At 64.0% G+C, this 23931-nt stretch carries 22 protein-coding genes; 7 read left to right on the top strand and 15 right to left on the bottom strand.

What is annotated here, in order from left to right:
• Window position 1: 1 nt before the first annotated feature.
• From AC2FNY_RS01845 to iscR, 7 genes are all read right to left on the bottom strand, one after another.
• Window positions 2–838 (bottom strand): polysaccharide pyruvyl transferase family protein, encoded by an 837-nt coding sequence (locus AC2FNY_RS01845; RefSeq protein WP_496801461.1) that lies wholly within the window; start codon window positions 836–838, stop codon window positions 2–4.
• A gap of 1 nt (window position 839) precedes the next feature.
• The gene (locus tag AC2FNY_RS01850) at window positions 840–1769 is read right to left on the bottom strand and encodes an FkbM family methyltransferase (protein ID WP_496801462.1); all 930 of its coding nucleotides are present in this window, start codon (window positions 1767–1769) and stop codon (window positions 840–842) included.
• Between the two features lie 16 nt (window positions 1770–1785).
• Window positions 1786–2100 carry a heavy metal-binding domain-containing protein gene (locus AC2FNY_RS01855; RefSeq protein WP_234136679.1) on the bottom strand — a complete coding sequence of 105 codons (315 nt, stop codon included), beginning with the start codon at window positions 2098–2100 and terminating at the stop codon, window positions 1786–1788.
• 27 nt (window positions 2101–2127) lie between these two features.
• The gene (locus AC2FNY_RS01860) at window positions 2128–2733 is read right to left on the bottom strand and encodes a hypothetical protein (RefSeq protein WP_234136678.1); all 606 of its coding nucleotides are present in this window, start codon (window positions 2731–2733) and stop codon (window positions 2128–2130) included.
• A 36-nt stretch (window positions 2734–2769) separates the two neighbouring features.
• Complete coding sequence (gene sufB / locus AC2FNY_RS01865; protein ID WP_234136677.1) at window positions 2770–4290, bottom strand: Fe-S cluster assembly protein SufB; 1521 nt, start codon at window positions 4288–4290, stop codon at window positions 2770–2772.
• Window positions 4291–4330: 40 nt separating this feature from the next.
• Window positions 4331–5374 (bottom strand): cysteine desulfurase family protein, encoded by a 1044-nt coding sequence (locus AC2FNY_RS01870; protein ID WP_496801693.1) that lies wholly within the window; start codon window positions 5372–5374, stop codon window positions 4331–4333.
• A 75-nt stretch (window positions 5375–5449) separates the two neighbouring features.
• Entirely contained in the window at window positions 5450–5908 is a 459-nt protein-coding gene (gene iscR / locus AC2FNY_RS01875) for a Fe-S cluster assembly transcriptional regulator IscR (RefSeq protein ID WP_234136676.1), read from the bottom strand.
• Between the two features lie 184 nt (window positions 5909–6092).
• On the opposite strand from iscR, the gene AC2FNY_RS01880 reads away from it, so the two are divergent.
• The 3 genes from AC2FNY_RS01880 to AC2FNY_RS01890 are packed head-to-tail and all read left to right on the top strand — an operon-like array spanning window position 6093 to window position 8142.
• Window positions 6093–6746, top strand: coding sequence for an alpha/beta hydrolase (locus AC2FNY_RS01880; protein WP_011047753.1), 654 nt, complete (start codon window positions 6093–6095; stop codon window positions 6744–6746).
• On the top strand, window positions 6746–6985 hold the full coding sequence (locus tag AC2FNY_RS01885) for a hypothetical protein (RefSeq protein WP_234136675.1): 240 nt from the start codon (window positions 6746–6748) through the stop codon (window positions 6983–6985). The genes AC2FNY_RS01880 and AC2FNY_RS01885 overlap by 1 nt, the downstream gene beginning before the upstream one ends.
• Window positions 6982–8142: an HD domain-containing protein gene (locus AC2FNY_RS01890; RefSeq protein WP_496801463.1), complete on the top strand. Its 1161-nt coding sequence runs from the start codon at window positions 6982–6984 to the stop codon at window positions 8140–8142. The genes AC2FNY_RS01885 and AC2FNY_RS01890 overlap by 4 nt, the downstream gene beginning before the upstream one ends.
• Before the next feature lie 227 nt (window positions 8143–8369).
• Here AC2FNY_RS01890 and AC2FNY_RS01895 read toward each other — a convergent pair whose 3' ends face one another.
• The gene (locus AC2FNY_RS01895) at window positions 8370–9164 is read right to left on the bottom strand and encodes a class II glutamine amidotransferase (RefSeq protein WP_234136673.1); all 795 of its coding nucleotides are present in this window, start codon (window positions 9162–9164) and stop codon (window positions 8370–8372) included.
• A 227-nt stretch (window positions 9165–9391) separates the two neighbouring features.
• On the opposite strand from AC2FNY_RS01895, the gene AC2FNY_RS01900 reads away from it, so the two are divergent.
• Window positions 9392–9727, top strand: a complete 336-nt coding sequence (locus tag AC2FNY_RS01900) for a DMT family transporter (protein ID WP_234136672.1) — start codon at window positions 9392–9394, stop codon at window positions 9725–9727.
• A gap of 103 nt (window positions 9728–9830) precedes the next feature.
• Entirely contained in the window at window positions 9831–11651 is a 1821-nt protein-coding gene (typA, locus tag AC2FNY_RS01905; protein ID WP_234136671.1) for a translational GTPase TypA, read from the top strand.
• 94 nt (window positions 11652–11745) lie between these two features.
• Here the strand turns inward: typA and AC2FNY_RS01910 are convergent, their stop codons facing one another.
• From AC2FNY_RS01910 to recA, 3 genes are all read right to left on the bottom strand, one after another.
• The gene (locus tag AC2FNY_RS01910; protein WP_234170108.1) at window positions 11746–12033 is read right to left on the bottom strand and encodes a DUF1330 domain-containing protein; all 288 of its coding nucleotides are present in this window, start codon (window positions 12031–12033) and stop codon (window positions 11746–11748) included.
• Between the two features lie 4 nt (window positions 12034–12037).
• Window positions 12038–14710 (bottom strand): alanine--tRNA ligase, encoded by a 2673-nt coding sequence (gene alaS / locus AC2FNY_RS01915; RefSeq protein WP_496801464.1) that lies wholly within the window; start codon window positions 14708–14710, stop codon window positions 12038–12040.
• Between the two features lie 148 nt (window positions 14711–14858).
• The gene (recA, locus tag AC2FNY_RS01920; RefSeq protein WP_234136668.1) at window positions 14859–15920 is read right to left on the bottom strand and encodes a recombinase RecA; all 1062 of its coding nucleotides are present in this window, start codon (window positions 15918–15920) and stop codon (window positions 14859–14861) included.
• Window positions 15921–16112: 192 nt separating this feature from the next.
• Between recA and AC2FNY_RS01925 the strand changes: the two genes are divergently transcribed.
• A complete protein-coding gene (locus AC2FNY_RS01925) occupies window positions 16113–16706 on the top strand; it encodes a gamma-glutamyl kinase (protein WP_234215730.1) in 594 nt (197 codons plus the stop codon).
• 6 nt (window positions 16707–16712) lie between these two features.
• On the opposite strand, the gene AC2FNY_RS01930 is transcribed toward AC2FNY_RS01925, so the two are convergent.
• From AC2FNY_RS01930 to guaB, 4 genes are all read right to left on the bottom strand, one after another.
• Window positions 16713–18947, bottom strand: coding sequence for a hybrid sensor histidine kinase/response regulator (locus AC2FNY_RS01930; RefSeq protein ID WP_496801694.1), 2235 nt, complete (start codon window positions 18945–18947; stop codon window positions 16713–16715).
• A 177-nt stretch (window positions 18948–19124) separates the two neighbouring features.
• A complete protein-coding gene (locus tag AC2FNY_RS01935) occupies window positions 19125–20300 on the bottom strand; it encodes an RsmB/NOP family class I SAM-dependent RNA methyltransferase (protein ID WP_496801465.1) in 1176 nt (391 codons plus the stop codon).
• A gap of 3 nt (window positions 20301–20303) precedes the next feature.
• On the bottom strand, window positions 20304–21089 hold the full coding sequence (locus tag AC2FNY_RS01940; protein ID WP_234136664.1) for an MBL fold metallo-hydrolase: 786 nt from the start codon (window positions 21087–21089) through the stop codon (window positions 20304–20306).
• On the bottom strand, window positions 21089–22537 hold the full coding sequence (gene guaB / locus AC2FNY_RS01945) for an IMP dehydrogenase (RefSeq protein ID WP_496801466.1): 1449 nt from the start codon (window positions 22535–22537) through the stop codon (window positions 21089–21091). Before guaB ends, AC2FNY_RS01940 begins: the two co-directional genes overlap by 1 nt.
• A gap of 172 nt (window positions 22538–22709) precedes the next feature.
• Here guaB and AC2FNY_RS01950 point away from each other — a divergent pair, with 172 nt between their 5' ends.
• Window positions 22710–23867, top strand: coding sequence for a CaiB/BaiF CoA transferase family protein (locus AC2FNY_RS01950; RefSeq protein ID WP_496801467.1), 1158 nt, complete (start codon window positions 22710–22712; stop codon window positions 23865–23867).
• The last annotated feature ends 64 nt before the right edge of the window (window positions 23868–23931 follow it).

Raw genomic sequence — 23931 nt, forward strand, 5'->3', positions numbered from 1 at the left:
CTCAATTCGGTTCCGCCACAGCGGCGGAGGCAGGGGTTTGGGCGCGCATATGCGCCGGGAAAGCGGTCAGCAGATCGGCGCGGGCGCGGGCGATGCCCTCGGCCCAGGCCAGTCCGTCGTCGTCCTTGAGGCCACGCAGATGCGCGGGTACCTCGTCCAGCGTCAGCGGCATGTCCAGCGGACGGCCCACCGAGGCGGCATAGTCGTAATATTTCAGATGCTGCTGCCCGCCCGGCATCAGCCAGGTCGAGGGCACGCCGCAGGCATCGGCAACGATCAGCCCGTGCAGGCTGGCCGAGATAATATGCCGACAAGATGCGATGCGGCGGCAGACCTCCAGCGCGTTACCCGCGACGTCGATCAGTTCCAGCGCCGGTTCTGCGTCCAGCAGTGCCGCCAGCGCCGGATCGGCCAGCATCGAGTGATGCGGCACCAGCGCGATCCGGTCATCGCGCGCGGGCAGCTCACCCAACAGGTCGCCCACCAGCAGGCCGGGATCGCCAAAGGCGCGCATCCTCAGCCCCAAAAGATCGGCGCTGAGCGGTCCACGCAGCAGCGCCACCTCGACATTCTCAAGAAACCCGGTCGAGCCCACCGGATGCAACAGCCCCGCGCCCCAGATCACCGGGCGGCGCCCGTCGGGCGCGGGCTCGCCATAGTTGCGGCGCATCACCTGGATCAACGAGCCGATGGCCAGCATCTCGCAGCCCTTGGGCCCGGCATGGCGCACCGCGCGGCCAGACACATGCGCCACCACCAGCGCCGACAGGGCGTCGCCGAAATTCGGCACGCCCCTCCACCAATACAGGCGGATCGGATCTGTGGGCAGCGCGCGCATCCTAACTCCCCTTCAGCATCCAGGCAGGCAGCGTATCGACGAACTGCCTGGGCGCCTCGGGCGCCGCCAGACCGCGCCGCACCAACTCGTCCAGGCAGAACACGGTCAGGTCGAAACTGGCAAACACGCAAGCCGAGGCAACCGCCAGCTGGCGCAGCTGCTCATCGCTCCAGTCCGCGACCGTTTCCGGGTCGCGGATATAGATCGCATCGCCATCCATCATCTGATTGCGGAACGCCTTGCCAGCCAGCCGCGCCCGCTGCGAATTCATGACCTGCATCGACTTGGTGAACTGGAAGGTATGGAACCGGAACCCCTGGTCGTGCAGCTCAACATCCAGCGGGCCAAACAACGGCTCGTCCTCGTAAATGCGGTAGAACCGGACCTCGGGGATGATACAGACCGCGTCAGAGAGCTTGTCGCGCCCGGTGCGGATCACGTCCAGCTCGCCGCCCTGGATGTCGATCTTCAACAGATCGGGGCACGGCAGCGCGCTCTCGTCCAGATCGTCCAGCGCCACCAGCTCCATCTCGATCGGTTCGATCCCCTCGCGATGCCAGCCGGGCTTGCCCAGAAAGGTCACCGACCGTTTGCGGATCGGATAAAGCGAGCCAAGCCCGCTTTGCGGATGCGGATGGAACCGGCCCGGCCCGGTTGGCCCGACCGCCTGCTGCAGGTAATGGGTACCCGGGCGCGGATCGGCCATCAGCGCGTCATACGAGGCCTGATCGGGCTCGAAGCCCCAGACCTCGCAACCGCCCAGCCGCAACAGCCCGTCATAATCGGGCACGTTGATCGGGTTTGCACCCACATCGGCGATACGCAAGGGGCGCGCTGGCGCGATGGTATCGGCGAGGAACGCATAGCGGCGCGCCAGCATCTGGTCTGCGCGGCTCAGCTGTGCGGCGGGTGCGATGTCTTCGGTACTCACGTCGATCCTCCCACAATCAGTCCAGCACGACGGCGGTGCCCGAGGCCGAGACCATCAGCATCGACTGGCCCACCACCTCGTAATCCAGATCGACGCCAACGACCGCATTGGCCCCCAGCGCGGCGGCGCGGCCCTCAAGCTCGGACAGCGCGGTTTCGCGGGCATCCTGCAACTTGCTTTCATATGCGCCAGAGCGGCCACCGACGATATCGGTGATCGAGGCGAAGACATCGCGCACAACATTGGCGCCCATGATCGCCTCGCCCACCACGATCCCCTTGTAGGCGGTGATGCGGTGGCCTTCGACACTTGGAGTAGTGGTCACGATCATAGGTCGGGTCCTTGTTGCGGGTTCAATTCACGGGCTGGTCATGGTGCGGATCACCCGCAACAGCGCGCCGGGGGGGATCGGCTGCGGCTCGACCTGAAAGGCAGCCAGACGTCCGATCATCAGCGGGGCGCCAAGGTATTCCTCGACCTGATGTTGCCAGCGTCGCTGGCTGTAATCGTCAAACAGCAACGTCACCGGACGGGTGATCGAAAAGGCGGTGGCCAGCGCACAGCCGACCCGGAACCGCCCATCGACCAGCACCACATCGGGATGGCGGAACCCCTCGGCCCGCCATACCGCCAGCGGATAGTCGGGATAGCTGCGCCATTTGCTGTCCGAAACCGGATGCCCCCAATCGCCGGTCGGGCCGATATCGGTCCAGACAATATTGACCTCGGTCCCCTCGGCGGGCGGGTTGGCGGCCAGCCAGGCCTTCATCATCCGTGCCCAGGCCCGGTCGCTTTCGATCGAGGTGACATGCTTGCCCGGCAGTTCCGACGCCAGCACGGTAGAGCCGCCGGACCCGTATTCCAGGATCACCCGCGCCTCTTCATAGGCCGTGCGCAGCGCCTCTGCCTCTGCCGGGGGCATGGTCAGCTCTGGCCGCATCTGTTCGCCGGTCTGGTCGTCCACTGGCCTGATCCCTGCCGCAACGGCCCCGAAGGGGCCTTAGCCCACCGAGCCTTCGAGGCTGATCGCCACCAGTTGCTGTGCCTCCATGGCAAACTCCATCGGCAGCGCCTGCAACACGTCCTTGCAGAACCCGTTCACCACCAGCGCTACGGCCTCTTCCTCGTCCATCCCGCGCGAGCGGCAATAGAACAGCTGATCCTCGTCCACCTTGGACGTGGTCGCCTCGTGCTCGCAGCGCGACGAGTTGTTCCTGACCTCGATATAGGGCACCGTATGCGCCCCGCATTTGTCGCCGATCAGCAGGCTGTCGCACTGGGTATAGTTGCGGCTGTTCTTGGCCTTGGGATGCATCGAGACGAGGCCGCGATAGGTGTTCTGCGCCTTGCCCGCGCTGATCCCCTTGGAGACGATGCGCGATTTGGTGTTCTTGCCCAGATGGATCATCTTGGTGCCGGTATCGGCCTGCTGCATGTTGTTGGCGATGGCGATGGAATAGAACTCGCCCTGACTGTCATCGCCGCGCAGGATGCAGGAGGGGTATTTCCAGGTCACGGCCGAGCCGGTTTCCACCTGGGTCCACATCACCTTGGACCGGTCGCCCCGGCAATCGGCGCGTTTGGTGACGAAGTTGTAGATGCCGCCCTTGCCGTTCTCGTCGCCCGGATACCAGTTCTGGACAGTCGAGTATTTCACCTCGGCGTCTTCCTCGACGATGATCTCGACCACGGCGGCATGCAGCTGCGCGGTGTCGCGCTGGGGGGCGGTGCAGCCTTCGAGATAGGACACATAGCTGCCCTTGTCGGCGATGATCAGGGTGCGTTCGAACTGGCCGGTGTTTTCCGCGTTGATGCGGAAATAGGTCGACAGCTCCATCGGGCAGCGCACACCGGGCGGCACATAGACAAAGGAGCCGTCCGAGAACACGGCAGAGTTCAGCGTGGCATAGAAATTGTCGCTGACCGGCACCACGGTGCCCAGGTATTTCTTCACCAGTTCGGGATGTTCGCGGATCGCCTCGGAGATCGAGCAGAAGATCACGCCCGCCTTTTTCAGTTCGGCCTGGAACGTGGTGCCCACGGACACGGAATCAAACACCGCGTCCACGGCGACCTTGCGACCCTCGGCGGGGGCGTTCTCGGCGCCTTCGACACCGGCCAGGATCATCTGTTCCTTGAGCGGAATGCCCAGCTTTTCATAGGTGGCGAGCAGCTTGGGGTCGACCTCGTCCAGCGATTTGGGCTTTTCGGTCATGCTTTTGGGGCGGGCATAGTAGTACTGATCCTGAAAGTCGATTTCGGGATAGTTGACCATCGCCCATTTCGGTTCGCTCATGCCGGTCCAGCGTTCGAACGCAGCCAGCCGCCATTCGGTCATCCATTCGGGCTCTTCGTTCTTGCCCGAGATCAGCCGCACGATATCGGGGTTCACGCCCTTGGGGGCGTATTCCATCTCGATCTCGGTTTCCCAGCCGTATTTATAGGTGCCCGCCTCGCGGACGGCATCCACCGTCTCCTGATCGACGCCTTCTTTTACCTGGGTCTGGTCCAATGCGGCCATGAGAGCCCTCCTTCGCGCTGAGCGCGCTGTTTGTTCTGTGTCACGCGGCGCGCGCGTGGTGTTTCTTTTCTTTGTCCAGCCACGCTTCGGCAAAGCGCAGCACATCCGTTTCGGTCGTCTCGGGCCCCATTGACACGCGGATCGCGCTTGTCGCCGTTGCCTCGTCAAACCCCATTGCCTGAAGCACCGCGCTGGCGCGGACCTTGCCGCTGGAACAGGCGCTGCCGGCGCTGATGGCAAATCCGGCCAGGTCCATCTGCATCACCTGCGTCTCGCCCTTCCAGCCCGGCGTGGCCAGGCACAGGGTGTTGGGCAGGCGGGGCCGACCTTTCCCGACAAAAATAGTAGATTTAGCTCCGGCCTCAAGAGCATTTTCTAGAATATTTCTAAGTTTCTCGACGCGGCTCCAGACCCCGTCCGCAAGATCGCGCGCGGCGGCCTCGGCAGCGGCGCCGAAACCGGCGATGCCGATCACGTTTTCAGTGCCCGAGCGACGCCCCATTTCCTGCCCGCCACCCTTGATCTGCGCCGCCAGATCGGTGCCGCGTTTCATCACCAGCGCGCCGATGCCCTTGGGACCGCCCAGCTTGTGCGCCGAGATCAGCGCCATTTCGGCCCCCAGCCAGTTGAAGGCGACCGGCAGCTTACCAAACCCCTGCGTCGCATCCGTCACCGCCAGCCCCTGCGGCAGGTCCTGAAGGAGACCGGTCTCGGAATTGGCCAGTTGCAATGTCGATCGGGCGGGATCGGGCACTGTAACCGCCCCATCGGCGGACACCTGCAAATCCTCGTTGATCCAAGCCCTTACCGCATCATGCTCAAGCGCGCATCCATGCAACCCACGATCCTTGAGCGCCAGTGCCGCGGCCTCTGTCGCGCTGGAGGTAAAGACGATATCTGCCCCCTCGGCACCAAAGGCGGCGGCGACCTGCGCGCGGGCCTTTTCCACCACCGCCTTGGCCGCGCGCCCTTCGGCATGGACCGAGGACGGGTTGCCGCAGACATCCATCGCCGCGATCATCGCCGCCCGCGCCTCGGCGCGCAGCGGTGTGGTGGCATTGTGATCGAGGTAAACGCGCATCAGAGAGTCATCATTTCTTGGCGGTTGGGTCCAGATAGACGGACCCGGCAAAAATGGCAATCAGGGGTCCAGACAGGGCTAGTCGTCAACGACCGAAAACAGATTGGGCACCGCCGGGCACGGCGCCAGATCGTTCTTGACCACATCCGACAGCCGGGTCTGGTGCAGGAACACATAGACATGAGCGCTCAGCCCCTCCCACAGCCGGTTGGTCAGCGATTGCGCGCGACTGCCAGACGACGCACCCGAGGCGCCCGCCCCCTTGTGCATCGCGTTCACCGTCTCGTCCACGGCGGCGAGAATATCGACCACCCGGATATCCGAGGCCGGCCGAGCCAGACGATAGCCCCCACCCGGACCGCGCACCGAGGCGACCAGATCGGCCCGCCGCAGCTTGACGAACAGTTGTTCCAGATAAGGCAGCGAGATATCCTGACGCTCGGAAATGTCACCCAGCGTGACCAGCTTGTCCGCAGGTTGCAGGGCAATATCGGTCAGCGCGACCATCGCATAGCGCCCCTTTGTCGATAGCTTCACGCTCCTACCCTCCTCAACCGCGCCCAGATGCGCGAAATCATTGACCTTATCGCCCTCAGTGCGTATCTCCCACTGACAGCGTTGCCGGCAAGCGGCACGTTACTTAGAACCATTCTAAGATGCCCGAGGGAATTCGTCAAGTTTAGCCCGGCATCTCAGACCGCGAGACAGGACGAAAGCACATATGCCCGAGGTGATTTTTCCCGGACCCGAAGGCCGCCTGGAAGGCCGCTACCACCCGCAAAAGGAAAAAGACGCACCCATTGCCATCGTGCTGCACCCGCATCCGCAATTCGGCGGCACCATGAACAACAAGGTCGTCTATAACCTGCATTATGCCTTTTACAATCTGGGTTTCACCGTGCTGCGGTTCAATTTCCGCGGAGTTGGGCGCAGCCAGGGCGAATATGATCAGGGCATCGGCGAGTTGAGCGATGCGGCATCGGCACTCGACTATCTCCAGTCGATGAACAACAACTCGAAACATTGCTGGGTCGCGGGCTTTTCCTTCGGCGCGTGGATCGGCATGCAGCTGTTGATGCGCCGCCCCGAGATCACCGGGTTCATCAGCGTGGCCCCGCCGGCCAACATGTATGATTTCTCGTTCCTGGCGCCCTGCCCGTCCTCGGGCCTGATCATCAATGGCACATCGGACCGGGTTGCGCCGCCAGCAGATACCCGCTCGCTGGTCAACAAACTGCACGAGCAGAAAGGCATCACCATCACCCATACCGAGGTCGAGGGCGCCGATCATTTCTTCCAGAACCAGCACATGGACACGATGATCACCAGCGTGACCGATTATGTGAAGCGTCGCCTGACCGAGACCTCGCGCTGATGGCAGGCACGATCGAGACGCTGGCCGCCAAACTGGCCGAGGACACGCTCAAGGCGATGGACGCGACCGGCGACGAGCGGCTTTATGTCGAGATTGGCAAACAGCTGGCCGCCTCCTCGCAGTCGCTGGAAGAGGCGTTTCTGACCGAGGTCCGCGTGCGGCTGGCCGAACGTGGCGCGCGCCGGGTTCTGATGCGACGCGTGGCCGAGTTGAAGGCCAAGAAGCAGGACAGCGAATGAGCGCGCGGCTTGACGCCCAGTTTGCCTTTCTGAAGCAGGCTGACAGGCTGAAAACGGTCGTGCGGGCCAATGTGCTGCTTGATTTGTCGCGCCCCGAAAATTCCGCCGAACACAGCTGGCATCTGGCGCTTTGGGCGCTGGTGCTGGCGCCTTTTGCGGCACCGGATGTGGATGTCGACCGCGCCATCCGCATGTTGCTGCTGCACGATCTGGTCGAGATCGAGACCGGCGACCACCCGATCCACGAGGCGACCGACTGGCTGGCGGTGGAACGGGCCGAGCGGGCAGCGGCGCGCAAGCTGTTTGGCCTGCTGCCCCCCGATCAGGCGGCAGATTTCCATGCGCTCTGGACCGAGTTCGAGGCCGATGAAAGCCCCGACGCCCGCTATGCCAAGATGCTGGACCGCTGCCAGCCGATGTTCCAGGTGCTCTGCGCCGACACGCCGCGCCCCGACCATGTCGAGGTGGTGCGTGAAAATCTGAGCAGCGGGCGTGCCGCCTATCTGGCCGAGGTTTTCCCCGAGGCGCATGCGCACGCGCAGGCGCTGCTTGACGGGCGCGCGCCCGCTGCGGGTGGTTTTGCCGACCGGCTGGCGTTTCTGGCCGAGGCGGACCAGCTCAAGACCGTGCTGCGCGCCTCGCGCCTGATGGATGACAGCCGGTTTGAAAACTCGGCCGAACACAGCTGGCACATCATGCTTTATGCTTGGGTGCTGGGGGAATACGCGGCCCATCCGATCGACACGGACCGGGTTCTGCGCATGCTGCTGCTCCACGATCTGGTCGAAATCGACGCCGGCGACAACCCGATCCACGGGAATGTGGACCATGCCGCGCAAGAGGCGCTGGAGGCTGCCGCCGCCGAACGCCTGTTCGGCCTTCTGCCCGTGGAGCAAGGCGCCGCTCTGTGCGCGATCTGGCAGGAATTCGAGACTGCCCAAAGCGCCGATGCGCTGTTCGGCAAGGCGGTGGACCGGGTGCAGACCCCGATCGCCAACCTGGAAAACGGCGGTGGATCGTGGATCACCTATGATGTCAGCCTGCCACAGTTGGTGGCGCGGGTCGGCACCCCGGTCAGCCGGGGCGCCCCGGGCCTGTGGGATTGGCTGCATCCCCAGCTGAGCGATTGCTTCACCCGTCTGGGCCTGCGGCTCTAAGCGGATCAGACACCGCGAGCGGGCTGTGGATGGTCCAATTCGGCGGCGGGAACAGGTGCTTCTGACCGCGGAGCAAGGCCGAAGCCAACCCCAGCAACGAGTAATGCAACAACAACAATCGCTTTGGCAAATGGCGTAATCATAGTGAACCTAACTATAAATGCGGAATTAGAATAAGGTCAGGCTAACCCGCCCTACCCCGACGCGCCAGTAAGGTATTCAACACCTTACGCTGCGCACCCGAAATCCTCGGGTGCAAAGTCACGCTCCTGCGCGCCCTCGGCCCCGATGGTCAGCATCCGGCCCGGACGCAGCTCGCTCCAGTCCCCTTCATCGGTTTCCAGCGGCTCGGACACCACCGCCCACCCCTGGCGCGCGTGGCTGTAGCGGTAGTAGACCGAAGGCGCGATATGGTCCGATGAATAACGTGCGGCGTAAAGGGTCTGGCCGTCGCTGAAGGCCGCAGATAGACGCATGTGCGGCGTTGAGCCATGGGCACGGCTCAGCGCTTCGAGCCGTGCCACTGCCCGCGCCAACGCGCCATGGGGGTCACTTTCCAACCCTTCGCTCAGGGCTAACAGGAACAGTACCTCGGAATCGGTGCTGCCCTTGCGATAGGTATAGAACTCGTCGGCAATCGCCATGTCTGCCTGCTTGCGGAACGCCTCGAACCCACCGACCTGGCCGTTATGCATGAAACACCACCGCCGCGCGGCAAAGGGATGGCAGTTGTTGCGGCTGATACACGACCCGGTCGAGGCGCGCACATGGCTGAGAAAGAGCCCCGAGCGCACGTGATGGGCCACCGCCCGCAGGTTCGGGTCGGACCAGGCCGGATAGACATCGCGATACAGTCCCGGTTCGGGCCGGGCGTCATACCAGGCCACGCCGAACCCGTCGCCATTGGTGGCGGTCTTGCATTCCTCGGCATGGGCGCTTTGCGCGATCAGCGAATGCCCCGGACGGGAAATGACATCTTCGAGAAAGATCGGGGTTCCATGATAGGCGGCCCAACGGCACATGGTTCGCTCTCCGGCTGGGGCGACTGCTCCCGCGCCCCACGGGTCCGGGACACCGGCCCCGTCTGATCGCTCTCATTATCGTGAACGAGCCTTTCCGTCGAGTGAATCGCCGAACAGGTACCTGTGCGAATTTTAGCCGTTTTCGGCCCCCTGTCCCGAATCCGGAATTTGCGCTAGTCCGGGTCTGACACCCGGTTTCGACCGATTCACCTGACCGGAGACCGGCCATGCCCCTGCACTATATCTATCTGATCCTTGCCGTCGCGGCCGAGACCGTGGGGACCACCGCGCTGCAGGCCAGCCAGCAGTTCACCCGGCTGGTGCCCTCGCTGATCGTGGTGGGCGGCTATGGCATCGCCTTTTTCCTGTTGTCGCTCACGCTGCGCGTCATGCCGGTTGGCATCGTCTACGCGATCTGGTCGGGGCTGGGCATCGTGTTCATCGCCGTCATCGGGCTGGTCGTGTTCGGCCAACGACTGGATCTGCCTGCCATTCTGGGGATTTCGATGATCATGGCCGGCATCCTTGTCATCCATCTGTTCTCGGGCGCCTCGCCGCATTGATGCCGCGCCGCGGCGTATATCGGCGTTAAAGATGCATTTCCTCTGGCCTTTGGCCGGATCTCGGGCTATGCGCCGGGCCAACTCCCTTACAAAGGCGGACCTCATGGACCTGCGCAACATTGCGATCATCGCTCACGTGGACCACGGCAAGACGACGCTGGTGGATGAACTGCTGAAACAATCCGGTGCCTTTCGCGAAAACCAGGCCGTGGCCGAACGCGCCATGGACAGCAACGATCTGGAACGCGAACGCGGGATCACCATCCTGGCCAAGGCGACCTCGGTCGAGTGGCAGGGCACCCGTATCAATATCGTCGACACCCCCGGCCACGCCGATTTCGGCGGCGAGGTCGAGCGCATCCTGAGCATGGTCGATGGCGTTGTGCTGCTGGTCGATGCCGCCGAAGGCCCGATGCCGCAGACCAAGTTCGTGACCTCCAAGGCGCTGGCGCTGGGCCTGCGCCCCATCGTGGTGCTGAACAAGGTCGACAAGCCCGATGCCGAACCCGACCGGGCGCTGGACGAATGTTTCGACCTGTTCGCCAATCTGGGCGCCAATGACGAACAGCTCGATTTCCCGCATCTTTATGCCTCGGGGCGTTCGGGCTGGGCCGACACCGATCTGGACGGACCGCGCAAGGATCTGACCGCTCTCTTCGAACTGGTGGTGCGCCATGTGCCCGCCCCGGCGCAGATCGCCCGCAAGGACGAGCCGTTCCGCATGCTGGCCACCACGCTGGGCAGCGATCCGTTCATCGGTCGCATCCTGACCGGCCGGGTGGAAAGCGGCACGCTCAAGGCGGGCGAGAGCCTGAAAGCGCTCAGCCGCGACGGCACCCAGATCGAAAGCTTCCGCGCCTCGAAGATCCTGGCCTTTCGCGGCCTGGGCCAACAGCCCATCGACGTGGCCGAAGCGGGCGATATCGTCACCATCGCCGGTATGAGCAAGGCCACCGTGGCCGACAGCCTGGTCAATCCTCAGGTGACCGAGGCCCTGCCCGCCCAGCCGATCGACCCGCCGACCATCAGCGTCACTTTCGGCATCAATGACAGCCCGCTTGCGGGCCGTGACGGCAAGAAGGTGCAAAGCCGCGTCATCCGCGACCGCCTGATGAAAGAGGCGGAATCGAACGTGGCCATCCGCGTTACCGACACGCCCGGCGGCGAGGCCTTCGAGGTCGCGGGCCGAGGCGAACTTCAGATGGGCGTTCTGATCGAGAACATGCGCCGCGAAGGGTTCGAGCTCAGCATCTCGCGCCCGCAGGTCCTGTTCCGCGAGGAAGACGGCCAGCGCATGGAGCCGGTCGAGGAAGTCACCATCGACGTGGATGACGAATATACCGGCGCGGTGATCGAAAAGGTAACCGGCCCCCGCAAGGGTGAACTGGTCGAGATGAAACCCGCCGGCGCCGGCAAGACGCGGATCATCGCGCATGTGCCCTCGCGCGGGCTCATTGGCTATCACGGCGAGTTCCTGACCGATACGCGCGGTACCGGCGTGCTGAACCGGGTGTTCCACGGCTGGACCCCACATAAGGGCGCCATCCCGGGCCGGCGCGCGGGCGTGCTGATCTCGATGGAGAACGGCCAGTCGGTGGCCTATGCGCTGTGGAACCTCGAAGAGCGTGGCCGCATGTTCATCGGCCCGCAGACCGATGTCTACGAGGGCATGATCATCGGTGAACACAGCCGCGACAATGACCTGGAAGTGAACCCGCTCAAGGGCAAGAAACTGACCAACGTGCGTGCCTCGGGCACCGATGACGCGGTGCGGCTGACCCCGCATATCCAGTTCAGCCTGGAAGAGGCGATTGCCTATATCGACGATGACGAACTGGTCGAGGTGACCCCGACCACCATCCGCCTGCGCAAACGCTATCTCGACCCGCATGAACGCAAACGCATGGCCAAGGCAGCCAGCTGACAGAACAAGGGGCGCCCGGCAGGGCGCCCCTTGTTGGTCCGGTCTGAGATTATTCGTCGAATAATCTCAGACTCCGAAAATTCGCAGAATTTTCTTACTCGTTGGTTTCGACCACCATCAATTCGCGTTCCGATGCGCCGCGCGCATGGTCCAGCGCCGCCTGATATTCGGGCGAGTTGTAACAATCCACCGCCGCCTCGACGCTGGGAAACTTGGCGACCACGTTGCGCGGGCGCTCCTTGCCCTCAAGCTGAACGAAACGGCCACCCCGCGCGACAAATGTGCCGCCGTGTTTGGCAATGGCGGGCCCGGCCAGTTCGGCATATTTTCCATATGCTTCGGCGTCCGTCACCGTCACATGTGCAATCCAGAGTGCACCCATCGTCTTATCCTCCCAATACCTGTTCCGCGGCCTTGATCGCCGCATCCGCTTTGCCTGCATCCTGACCGCCGCCCTGGGCCATGTCGGCACGGCCACCACCGCCCTTGCCGCCCAGTTCGGTCACGGCCGCGCGCACCAGATCGACCGCCGACACCCGGTCGGTCAGATCGGCCGTCACCCCGGCAGCCACCGCTACCTTGCCGCCGGTATCGGCGATCAGCAGCACCGCACCCGACCCCAGCCGGTCCTTGTGCTCGTCGATCAGCGCCGGCAGGTCCTTGCCCGATACACCCGACAGAACCTGCGCAAGGAAAGGCACACCGTTCACCTCGCGCGCCTCGGCGCCACCACCCTGCCCGGCCCCTCCGGCCATGGCCAGATCGCGGCGCAGCTGCGCCACCTCGTTCTGGAGCGCCTTGCGCTCGTCCAACAGCGCCCGCACCCGCTCGGCCACCTCGGCCGGTTGCGCCTTGAGCATCGCGGTCACTTGCGACAGACGACCAACCTCCTGCGACAGGTGTTCGAACGCGGCCTGCCCGGTCAGCGCCTCGATCCGGCGTACCCCGGCGCTCGACGCGCTATCGCCCAGGATCACGAACACGCCGATATCGCCGGTCTGCGCCACATGGGTGCCGCCGCACAGCTCGATCGACCAGGTCTTGCCATCGGCACCCTTGCCGGTCTCGGCCCGGCCCATGGACACCACCCGCACCTCGTCGCCGTATTTCTCGCCAAACAGCGCCTGCGCGCCGATGGCGCGGGCATCGTCGGGGGTCATGATCCGCGTCTCGACCCGCGAGTTCTGCCGGATGAACCGGTTCACCTCGGTGCCGACCCGGGCAAGTTCCGCCTCGCTCAGCGCCTTGGCATGGCTGAAATCGAAGCGCAGCCGGTCGGCGGCGTTCAACGAGCCGCGCTGGGCCACATGATCGCCCAATGCCTCGCGCAGCGCCTCGTGCAACAGGTGCGTGGCCGAGTGGTTGGCCCGGATCGCGCTGCGGCGGGCATGATCCACTTCCAGCTCGACCGCGTCGCCCCTGGCCAGCGTGCCGCGCTCCATGGTCACCTTATGGGCATAGACCTTGCCATCGGCGAACTTGCGCGTGTCCTCGACCAGGGCCACGTGATCGCGGTTCTCCAGCCGGCGGATCACGCCGCTATCACCGACCTGACCACCGGATTCGCCATAGAACGGGGTCTGGTTGGTCACCACCCAGCCGCTGCCGCCCTCGGCAATCCTGTCGCTGACCGCACCATCGACCACCAGCACCAAAACCTGCCCCTCGGCCTTTTCGGTGTCATAGCCCAGGAAATCGGTCGCGCCCGCGACATCCAGCACGTCGAACCAGACGGCATTGTCCGCCGCCTCGCCCGAACCCGCCCAGGCGGCGCGCGCCTTGGCCTTCTGCTCGGCCATCGCGGCGTCGAACCCGTCGGTATCGACCTTGCGGCCCTTCTCGCGCAGCGCGTCCTGCGTCAGGTCCAGCGGAAACCCGTAAGTGTCATACAGCTTGAACGCCGCCTCGCCCGGCAGCGGCGCGCCCTCGGGCAGCGCGCCCAACTCGTCATCCAGCAGTTTCAGGCCCCGGTCCAGCGTCTGCTTGAACCGGGTCTCTTCCAACAGCAGAGTTTCTTCGATCAGCGCCTGCGCCCGTCCCAGTTCCGGATAGGCCGCGCCCATCTGGCCCACCAGCGTGCGCACCAGCCGGTGCATCACCGGGTCCTTGGCACCCAACAGATGGGCGTGCCGCATCGCCCGCCGCATGATCCGGCGCAGCACATAGCCGCGCCCGTCATTGCTGGGCATCACCCCATCCGCGATCAGGAACGAGGTAGACCGCAGGTGATCGGCGATCACCCGGTGGTGCACGTTCTGATCGCCATAGGGATCGACACTGGTGGCATCGGCCGAGGCCTCGATCAGCGCCTTGAACAGGTCGGTGTCATAGTTGTCATGGCTGCCCTGAAGCAGCGCGCCGATCCGCTCCAGCCCCATTCCGGTGTCGATCGACTGCATGTCGAGATCGACCATCGAGCCGTCCTCGAACTTCTCGTTCTGCATGAAGACGATGTTCCAGATCTCGATGAACCGGTCGCCATCCTCTTCCGGGCTGCCCGGAGGGCCACCCCAGATATGGTCGCCATGGTCATAGAAAATCTCGGTGCAGGGGCCGCAGGGGCCGGTCGGGCCCATCTGCCAGAAATTGTCCGATGTCGCGATGCGGATGATCCGGTCCTCGGGCACGCCCACCTTCTTCCAGATCTCGAAGGCCTCGTCATCGGTGTGATAGACCGTGGTATAAAGCTTGTCCTTGGGAATGTCGAAATCGCGGGTGATCAGTTCCCAGGCAAAGGGGATCGCCTCGGATTTGAAATAATCGCCAAAGGAGAAGTTGCCGAGCATTTCGAAAAACGTGTGATGCCGGGCGGTATAGCCCACATTGTCGAGGTCGTTGTGCTTGCCGCCCGCCCGCACGCATTTCTGTGCGGTGGTGGCGCGGACATAGTCGCGCTTGTCTACCCCGGTAAAGCAGTTCTTGAACTGCACCATGCCCGAATTGGTGAACATCAGCGTCGGGTCGTTGCGCGGCACCAGCGGGCTGGACGGGACGATCGTATGCCCCTGCTTCGCGAAATAGTTCAGAAAGGTCGATCGGATATCGTTCAGGCTGGGCATTCTGGCTCTCTCGGCGCGAATTCGACAAGGTCTGAGCCGGTTTAGCCGCAGCGTAAGCGATAGTCCACTCCTCGCAGCCGCAGCGCAGAAAAATGGGGCGCCCGCCATTGGACGCCCCTGTTGTCAGATTGACTAGCCGCGGGTCTGGTCAGGCTTCGAGGATGTCCTCGCCATCTTCGGTCATGTCGAACTCCAGCCCGTGCGCGGCGCGGATCTTGTCTTCGATCGCCAGCGCAATCGACTGGTTTTCCTTGAGAAAGGTCTTGGCGTTCTCGCGGCCCTGGCCGATCCGCTCATCCCCGTAAGAGAACCAGCTGCCTGATTTCTCGACCACGCCGGCCTTGACGCCCAGATCCAGCAACTCACCGGTCTTCGAGATACCCTCGCCATACATGATGTCGAACTCGACCTGCTTGAAGGGCGGCGCCACCTTGTTCTTGACCACCTTGACGCGGGTGGCGTTGCCCACAACCTCGTCACGGTCCTTGATGGCACCGATGCGGCGGATATCCAGGCGGACCGAGCTATAGAATTTCAGCGCGTTGCCACCGGTGGTGGTTTCCGGGCTGCCGAACATCACGCCGATCTTCATCCGGATCTGGTTGATGAAGATCACCATGCATTTCGAACGGCTGATCGAACCGGTCAGCTTGCGCATGGCCTGGCTCATCAGGCGCGCCTGCACGCCGACGCTGGAATCGCCCATGTCGCCTTCAAGTTCCGATTTGGGGGTCAGCGCAGCGACCGAATCGACCACGACCATGTTGACCGCGCCCGAGCGCACCAGCGTATCGGTGATCTCCAGCGCCTGTTCACCGGTGTCGGGCTGGCTGATCAGAAGTTCATCCAGATCGACGCCCAGCTTGCGCGCATATTGCGGGTCAAGCGCATGTTCGGCATCGACGAATGCACAGACGCCACCGCGTTTCTGCTGTTCGGCGATGCAATGCAGGGTCAGCGTGGTCTTGCCCGAGCTTTCCGGCCCGTAAATCTCGACAATCCGCCCCATCGGCAGACCGCCGATTCCCAGCGCGATATCCAACCCCAGCGAGCCGGTCGAACTTGCCTCGATCTCCTGAATGGCGTTCTCACCGCCAAGTTTCATGATCGAGCCTTTGCCAAACTGCCGTTCGATCTGGGCCAGAGCACTGTCCAGCGCCTTTTGTTTGTCCGCGTTCTGTTTGCTGCTCATCGTCAGAAGATCCGCCATAATCCTGTCCCCTTCCTTGTGTCACAGGCCGTCTCGGGCCGCAATCGGGTCTTTGTTCACCTCTTGTTCCTTATGGGGTCAAAAGGAGAACATTTCAAACAAAATCTTTCTTATTCACTCTTTTCCAATTGTGTTAAGGAGTGGTTTACGCTGAACAGGTTCCATGGGTCAGGCAGGAGGGTTGGAGAGCAGATGCTTGTTTTCTTTAAGGAAAGACTCGTACTTCTCTCTGTCCCCAAGACCGGAACCACCGCTTATCAGACCGCGCTGCGTGCCCGCGCTGACATTGTCGTGTCCGACCCGCCCGAGTTGAAACATGCGCCCATTTACCGCTATGACCGGTTTTTTCGACCGATTTTCGAAAAGATGTTCGGGGTCGAGATGGAGATCATGGCGGTGGTGCGCGAGCCGGTCGACTGGCTTGGCAGCTGGTATCGCTATCGCCAGCGCCCTTTCATGCAGGGCAAACCGAACGCAACCCATGGCATCAGCTTCGATGACTTCGTGAACGCCTATATGCAGGGCAAGCGCCCAGGGTTTGCCAATGTCGGCTCCCAGGCGCGGTTTCTGACCCCGCGTCCAAATGGCTGTACCGTCAGCCATCTGTTCAAATACGAGAACCAACCGGGCATTCGCGCCTTTCTGCAAGACCGCTTGCAGACCGAGATCGCTCCGGCCCGGGAGAATGTCTCGCCCGATCTGCCGCTTGAGCTGTCCCCCGACATCGCCGAGCGGCTGCGCCGCAAATGCGCCGACGAGTTCGAGTTGCACGCGCGCGCCACCTGAACAGGATCAGTGCAGCTGCTGGTGCACCGTTTCGGTCAGCTGCGTCAGAGAGAAGGGTTTGGGCAGGAACACGGAATTGGGCAGCGCACTTTCGGTCTCGCCAAAAGCCCCCTCGGAATAGCCGGAAACAAAGACAACACGCACATCGGGACGCTCTTCGCGCGCCTGACGCACCCAGGTCGGCCCGTCCAGCCCCGGCATCACAACATCGGTAACAAAGACATCGACGGCCAGTTCGGGATCCTCAAGCAGGCGCAGCGCCTCTTCGGCCGAATCCGCCTCGATCACAGTATAGCCGCGCAGCCGTAGCGCGCGCGAGGCGAATGCCCGCACTGGCGCCTCGTCCTCGACCAACAACACGACACCCGCGCCATGGGTCGCCAAAGGTTTCTCAGGCCGCGTGGGCGCCGGGATCTCTTCGTCCGCCACCGCCTGATAGGCTGGCAGGTAGAGTGTGAATTCAGTTCCCTTGCCCAGAACGCTGTCGACGAAGATAAATCCGCCGGTCTGCTTGACGATACCGTAAACTGTAGAGAGGCCAAGGCCGGTGCCTTCGCCGGTGCGCTTGGTGGTGTAGAAGGGTTCGAAGATTTTTTGCAACTTGTCAGGCTCGATCCCGGTCCCCTCGTCCCGCACTTTGACGGTGACATATTCACCGATCGGAAGGGTGGCTCGGTCCCGCTCCAGCGGTTCTTCCAAGCTCACCATTTCGGTTTCAATTCGGATTTCACCCCCTTTGGGCATCGAGTCTCGGGCATTGACGACTAGGTTCATCAGCACCTGTTCCAGCTGTCGCTTGTCAGCACGCACCGATTTCAGCACCGGATCATGACTTAGGGTGAGCGTTACCTTCTCCCCCACAAGCCGGTTCAGCAGGTGGATCAGGTCCGCCAGCGTGTCGCGCAGGTCCAGGACCTCAGGTCGCAGGGTTTGTTTGCGCGAAAAGGCCAAGAGCTGGCTGACCAGCGCCGCAGCCCGGTTAGCGTTCTGGTTGATCTGCACCAGATCACCATAGTCAGGATCACCCTGATCGTGGCGCAGCAGCAAGAGATCGCAATGGCCCGAAATCGCCGTCAGCAGGTTGTTAAAATCATGCGCGACGCCACCCGCAAGTTGACCAACCGCCTGCATTTTCTGACTTTGCACGAATTGCGCCTCAAGCGTCTTGAGTTCGGTGGCATCGTTCAGCACCGCTATCAACCCGGTCTGCCCTGCCTCGCTGATCGGGCTCAGCGTGACCTGCACGAACATTTCGCTGTCACGCCCACTTAGGCGCAGGAATTCCGACCGGGGGGCACCGGCCTCTTCCGCGGTTTGGCGTAGCCAGTCGGGAATCGGCCGTCCCAAACCCATCATCAACTGGTCGAGCGTCGTGTCAGGCTCTACCGGTCCGCCCAGCAGGTCCTGCGCTAGCCGGTTCACCTCCAGCACCTTGCCCGTCGCCGTCAGACGCATCATCGCCACCGGCAGGGTGGCGAAATCGGGCGCCTCGCCCTGCCCAAGTTCCCCCTTGAAGGGGATCAGGAACAGTTCCTGCCGGCCCGGACTGTTGGAGATTTCGACCACGATCGCAGGCGCGTTGCCCTCACCCGTGCTGACATGGTTGATCTCGCCCGGGCGATACGGCAGTTGCAGAAACAGCCGGTCCAACGATTTTATCCGCGAACCGACAAAGCTGCGCGCCGCCTCGTTCATGAACAGCACCGCGCCCGAGCGCCCGATGGTCAGCATCGGCAATGGCAGGTTGTCGGCGCGGCTGCTGGCGGCGGTGCGATCGGTGATATCCTCGACCCGCCAAAGAAATCCGACGTCGCCCAGCACATGCACCGACAGGCGGATATGGCCGCGCCGTGTCACCACATCCTCGCGCGCGTTACCTTCGATCCGGGCCCGGCATTGCAAGCGGTAGAGCACCGCCGAGGGATTGCCGAAGATCGAGCGCAGCGTGGCGCCAAGTGTCTCGTCCGCGGTGCCCGAGAACCGGATCGAGGCGGCGGCGTTGCGGGCCTGTATCGCGCCCTCTTCATCGGTCACAAAACTCGGGGTGGCGTCCTTTTCGATGAATCCCGCCAGAAACCCGCGCATCTGGGTTTCGACCCCGCGCGTGTTGCGTCCCTGATAAAGCAGCCATCCGGTGACCAGCACCGAGGCCCCTCCCGCCGCGACTAACGCCTTCTGCGCGAATCCGGACAGGTCCCAGAAGACGGCCGCGCCAAAGGCCGCCAATGCCAGCAACAGCATCGCGACCGCCCGCGCGCGGGTACTGCGCCACGTGGACTGCACAGGTGGGATCGAGGCGGTGAATTCGGTCACATTCCGGCTCCGGCATTTGAGTCGTCAGGACTTTGTCGCCCATCAAGGGTTAAGTCCGCTTTAACGCGACCCATCCGCCCGTGACTCCAACTATCCTTATGGTTGTTAAAGCTCGGAATGTATTCTCGTCAAGAGTGCAAGATAGAAACCGTCTGTGCCTGATAGCACATCCCAACGGCGACAATCGTCCTGTTTCCAGTCGCCCGCATCCAGAAACGCCTGCACCGCGCCGTCATTCTCCTCGGTCAGCATCGAGCAGGTGGCATAGGCCAGCACCCCGCCCGGTGCAGTCAGAGCAGCGGCGCGTTGCAGGATCTCGCGCTGGACTGCCAGCAAGGCGGTGAATCTCTCTTCGGTCAGGTCCCACTTGCCAGCGGGCGCCCGACGCCATGAGCCGCTGCCCGAACAGGGCGCATCGGCCAGTACCAGGTCGAAAGGCGCCACTCGTGTCGCTTCGGCGGTATCGAGCAAGCGCACCCGCGCCCCGGCCCGGGCCGCGCGCGCCGGCAGGTCGCGCATGCGCTGCGGGGCGGCGTCATGGGCGAACACCTCGATCCCCGGAACCGCCGCCAGCGCCAGCGTCTTGCCCCCGCCCCCGGCGCAATAATCAAGTACGCGCATGCCCGGCGCCAGCGGCAGAGCAGCCACGATGGCCTGGCTGGCGGCATCCTGCAACTCGACCAGCCCCTCCAGATAGGCGGTCGAGCGGGCGATACCACGGGCGCCTTCGGTCACTTCCAGCGCGGTGTCGCAGGCGGGATGCGGCTGGGTTGCGATCCCTTCACCCGCCAATGCGGCGATGGCGCCGGCGCGGTCGGTGCGGGCGGTATTGACCCGCAGATGCACCGGCGCGCGGCTCTGCATGATTTCGCCCGCCTGTTGCGCCTGTGCGCCCATGCTGGCCTGAAACCGGGGCCAGAGCCAGTCGGGAATATCCGCCGCTTCGGCCCCCGGCGCGGGGTCGCGCCCACCGGCCTGTTCCTCGGGTGTCAGCGGCGCGGGCGCATGGCCGATACCGGTAAACAGATCCGCAACGGTCAAGCCCTGTGCCCGGCACAGGCCCAGGATCAGGCCGCGCCCGGTCTCGGCCCCGCCGCGTGCCGCAAAGGAGCGTCGGGCGCGCAGCGCGTCGAACACATGGTCACGCAGCGCCGCGCGATCCTTGGAGCCGGCAAACCGCGAGCGCCGCGCCCAACCGGTCAGCGCCTGTTCGGCGGGCTTTCCGGCCAGGATCTCGTCCAGAACCTCGATCGCGGCCTGAAGCCGGGCGGCGGGGGTCATCTCTCAGGTCTCCAGTTTCGCAAAGCCGTCACCGGCGCGATCTAACCGGGCGAATTTGGCGCCGATCAGGTGGCTGCCCGACCAGACAAGGTTGCGCTCGGCGATCTCGGCCAGCGCCGCGCGGCGGCTGGCAAGGGCCTGCGCCGGGTCTACGTCGAATTGGGTGGCGTTTTCCGGATCGGGCAGTTGCAGCGCCTCGGAATGCACGATGTCACCGGCCAGCACCAGATCGTCGCCGATCCGCAGGCCGAAATGACCGGGTGTGTGCCCCGGCAAGGCCCAGACCCGGACATCCGCGCCCAGACCCGCATCCGAGCCGACCAGCCGGAGGCGGTCGGCGCAGGTCTTGAGCACCTGGGCGCCGGGCGCCTCTGTGTCGCGCCAATGCGCAACCTCGTCGGGATGCAGCAGGATCTCGGCATCGGCAAACAGCGCCGCGCCCGGCCCCAGCAGCCCGCCGCAATGATCGGCATGCAGATGGGTCAGGATCACCCGGCTGATATCGCCGGGCGCGATGCCCACGCTTGCCAGCCGGTCGGGCAATTGCCCACCCTCGGGGCCGCAAATGCTGCCGCAACCGGTATCGACCAGCCAGATGCGACCATCGTCATGGCGCATCAGATAGGCGTTGAACTCGGTCACCGCCGCGCTCAGGCCCGCCGCGCCCAGCAACTCGGCCTGCCGGGCGGGGGCGACATTGGCAAACACATCCGTGCCGAATGTCATACCGCCATCGACCAGACAGTCGACCCGCCACGGGCCGCTGCGGACGCTGTCCACCGGATCCATCATCCGATCCGGTAGTTGGGGCTTTCGCGGGTGATCTGCACGTCGTGCACGTGGCTTTCCTTTAGCCCGGCACCGGTGATCTTCACGAACTGGCAGTTCTGGCGCATCTCGGCCACGGTGGCGCAGCCGGTATAGCCCATCGCGGCCCGCAAGCCGCCCACCAGCTGGTGGATCACCGCACTGGCCGAACCCTTGTAGGGGACCTGCCCCTCGATCCCTTCGGGTACCAGCTTGTCGCTGGCCGCATCCTTCTGGAAATAGCGGTCGGCCGAGCCGCGCGCCATCGCGCCAAGGCTGCCCATGCCACGGTAGCTTTTGAAGCTACGCCCTTGATACAGAATGACTTCTCCCGGGCTTTCATCGGTGCCTGCGATCATCGAGCCGACCATGGCACAGGACGCGCCCGCCGCGATCGCCTTGGCGAAATCGCCCGAGAACTTGATGCCGCCATCGGCGATCACGGGCACGTCGCCCGCCGCCTGGGCGCAATCCATGATCGCGGTCAACTGCGGCACGCCGACACCGGCCACCATCCGTGTGGTACAGATCGAGCCCGGCCCGATGCCCACCTTGACCGCATCGGCACCGGCGTCGATCAGCGCCTTGGTCGCGTCTGCCGTGGCCACGTTGCCCGCGATCACCTGAACCATGTTCGACTGTTGCTTGATCCGGCGCACCGCGTCGATCACCCCCGCCGAATGCCCATGCGCGGTGTCGACCACCACGATATCGACCCCCGCATCGATCAGCGCCTCGGAGCGGGCAAAGCCGCTGTCGCCGACCGAGCTGGCCGCCGCGACCCGCAGGCGCCCCAGATGATCCTTGCAAGCGGTGGGGTTCAGCACCGCCTGTTCGGTGTCTTTCAGCGTCAGCAGGCCGGTCAGCCGCCCCTGCCCGTCATGCACCAGCAGTTTCTCGATCCGGCGCGCGCGCATCAGGCTTTTCGCCTCGTCCAGATCGGCCGGTTCGGCCAGCATCGCCAGATCATTCGCGGTCATCACCGCGCTGACCGGCATATCGTCGCTGGTGGCAAAGCGCATATCGCGGTTGGTGACGATGCCGACGATGTGACCGCGGTCATCCGTGACCGGGAAGCCGGTGAAATTATACCGCTCCACCAAGGCCTTGGCGTCGGCAATGGTCTGATCCGGACGCAGGGTGACGGGGTTGTAGACGATGCCGCTCTCGAAGCGTTTGACCCGGCGCACCTCGCGCGCCTGCTCATCCACGCTCAGGTTCTTGTGGATCACGCCCATGCCACCGGCCTGGGCCATTGCGATGGCCATGCGCGCCTCGGTCACCGTGTCCATGGCCGAACTCAGCAGCGGTATGTTCAGCTTGATCTCGCGCGTCACGCGGGTTCTGGTGTCGGCGGTCGACGGCAGCACCGACGAGGCCGCCGGAACCAGTAGAACATCGTCAAAGGTGAGAGCCTCACGAATCTGCATTTGCGGTCCCCATGCATAATCCCGTTTGGCGGTGACCCTATGGCACAGTTATCCACCGGGTAAAAGGGCCAGAGCGCAGAAAACGGACGCGCCTGGCCCTGATCTGTGTCAAGGCAGTGTCACGCGGGCGCGCTATCCCTGCCTCTTGCGCGAATGAAGAAAGGAAACGCCCATGCCCGGCCCTCTCAGCGGCACCCTTGTTCTGGACCTGACCCATGTTCTGGCGGGGCCCTTTGCCAGCATGACACTGGCCGATCTGGGCGCTCGGGTCATCAAGGTCGAGCGCCCCGGCCAGGGCGATGACACCCGCGCCTTTCCCCCGTTCAAGAACGGCAAGAGCGCCTATTTCGCCACCATCAACCATGGCAAGGAAAGCATCGCGCTGGACCTCAAGGCGCCCGAGGACCGGGCCATTTTCGACCGGTTGCTGGCGCGGGCCGATATCCTGCTGGAAAACTACCGCCCCGGCGTGATGGAGCGGCTGGGCTACGGCTGGGAGGCGCTGCATGCGCGTCACCCAAAGCTGATCTATGGCGCCGTCTCGGGCTTTGGCCATACCGGCCCCGAGGCGCAGCGTCCCGCCTATGACATGGTGGTGCAGGCGCGTGGCGGGGTGATGTCGATCACCGGCGAGCGCGACCGCGAACCGGTGCGCGTCGGCGCCTCGATCGGCGATATCGTGGCGGGCATGTATCTGGTGCAAGGCGTGCTGGCCGCCCTGTTGCAGGTGGAGCGCGGCGGCACCGGGCAAAAGGTCGATGTGGCGATGCTCGACAGCCAGTTGGCGCTGTTGGAACATGCCATCGCCATCACCAGCGTCACCGGCGAGCCGCCGCGCCCCTCGGGCGCGCGGCACCCCTCGATCACCCCGTTCGAGACCTTTCATGCCGAGGATGGGCTGTTTGTTATCGCCGCGGGCAATGACGGTCTGTTCGCCCGGCTCTGCGACGCGCTGGACCTGCCGCTGGCGGGTGATCCGCGCTTTGCCACCAACCCGGCCCGCTGCCAGAATGCGCGCCTGTTGAAACGGCTGATCGAGGCGGTGACCATCGACCGGCCCAAGGCGTTCTGGATCGACACCCTGACGCGCGCGGGCATTCCCACCGGCCCGATCCAGAACGTGGCCGAGGTGTTGCAGGACCCGCAAATCCGCGCCCGCAACATGGTGGTCGATGTGCTGGGGCCTGACGGCAGCCCGGCCTATACCGCCGCCGGCAACCCGATCAAGATGTCCGACCTGCCCGACCCGACCACCCGCGCCCCGGCGCCGGATCTGGATGCGGATCGGGCCGCGATTCTGGATTGGCTCGACAAGGACGCAGTCGACTGAACCCACATCCAGGCCACATCTTTTTGCGGTAAATGCCGCCGCCGGACAGGAAAATGCCGCCCGT

It is taken from the genome of Ruegeria sp. BHSC223, assembly GCF_059613025.1.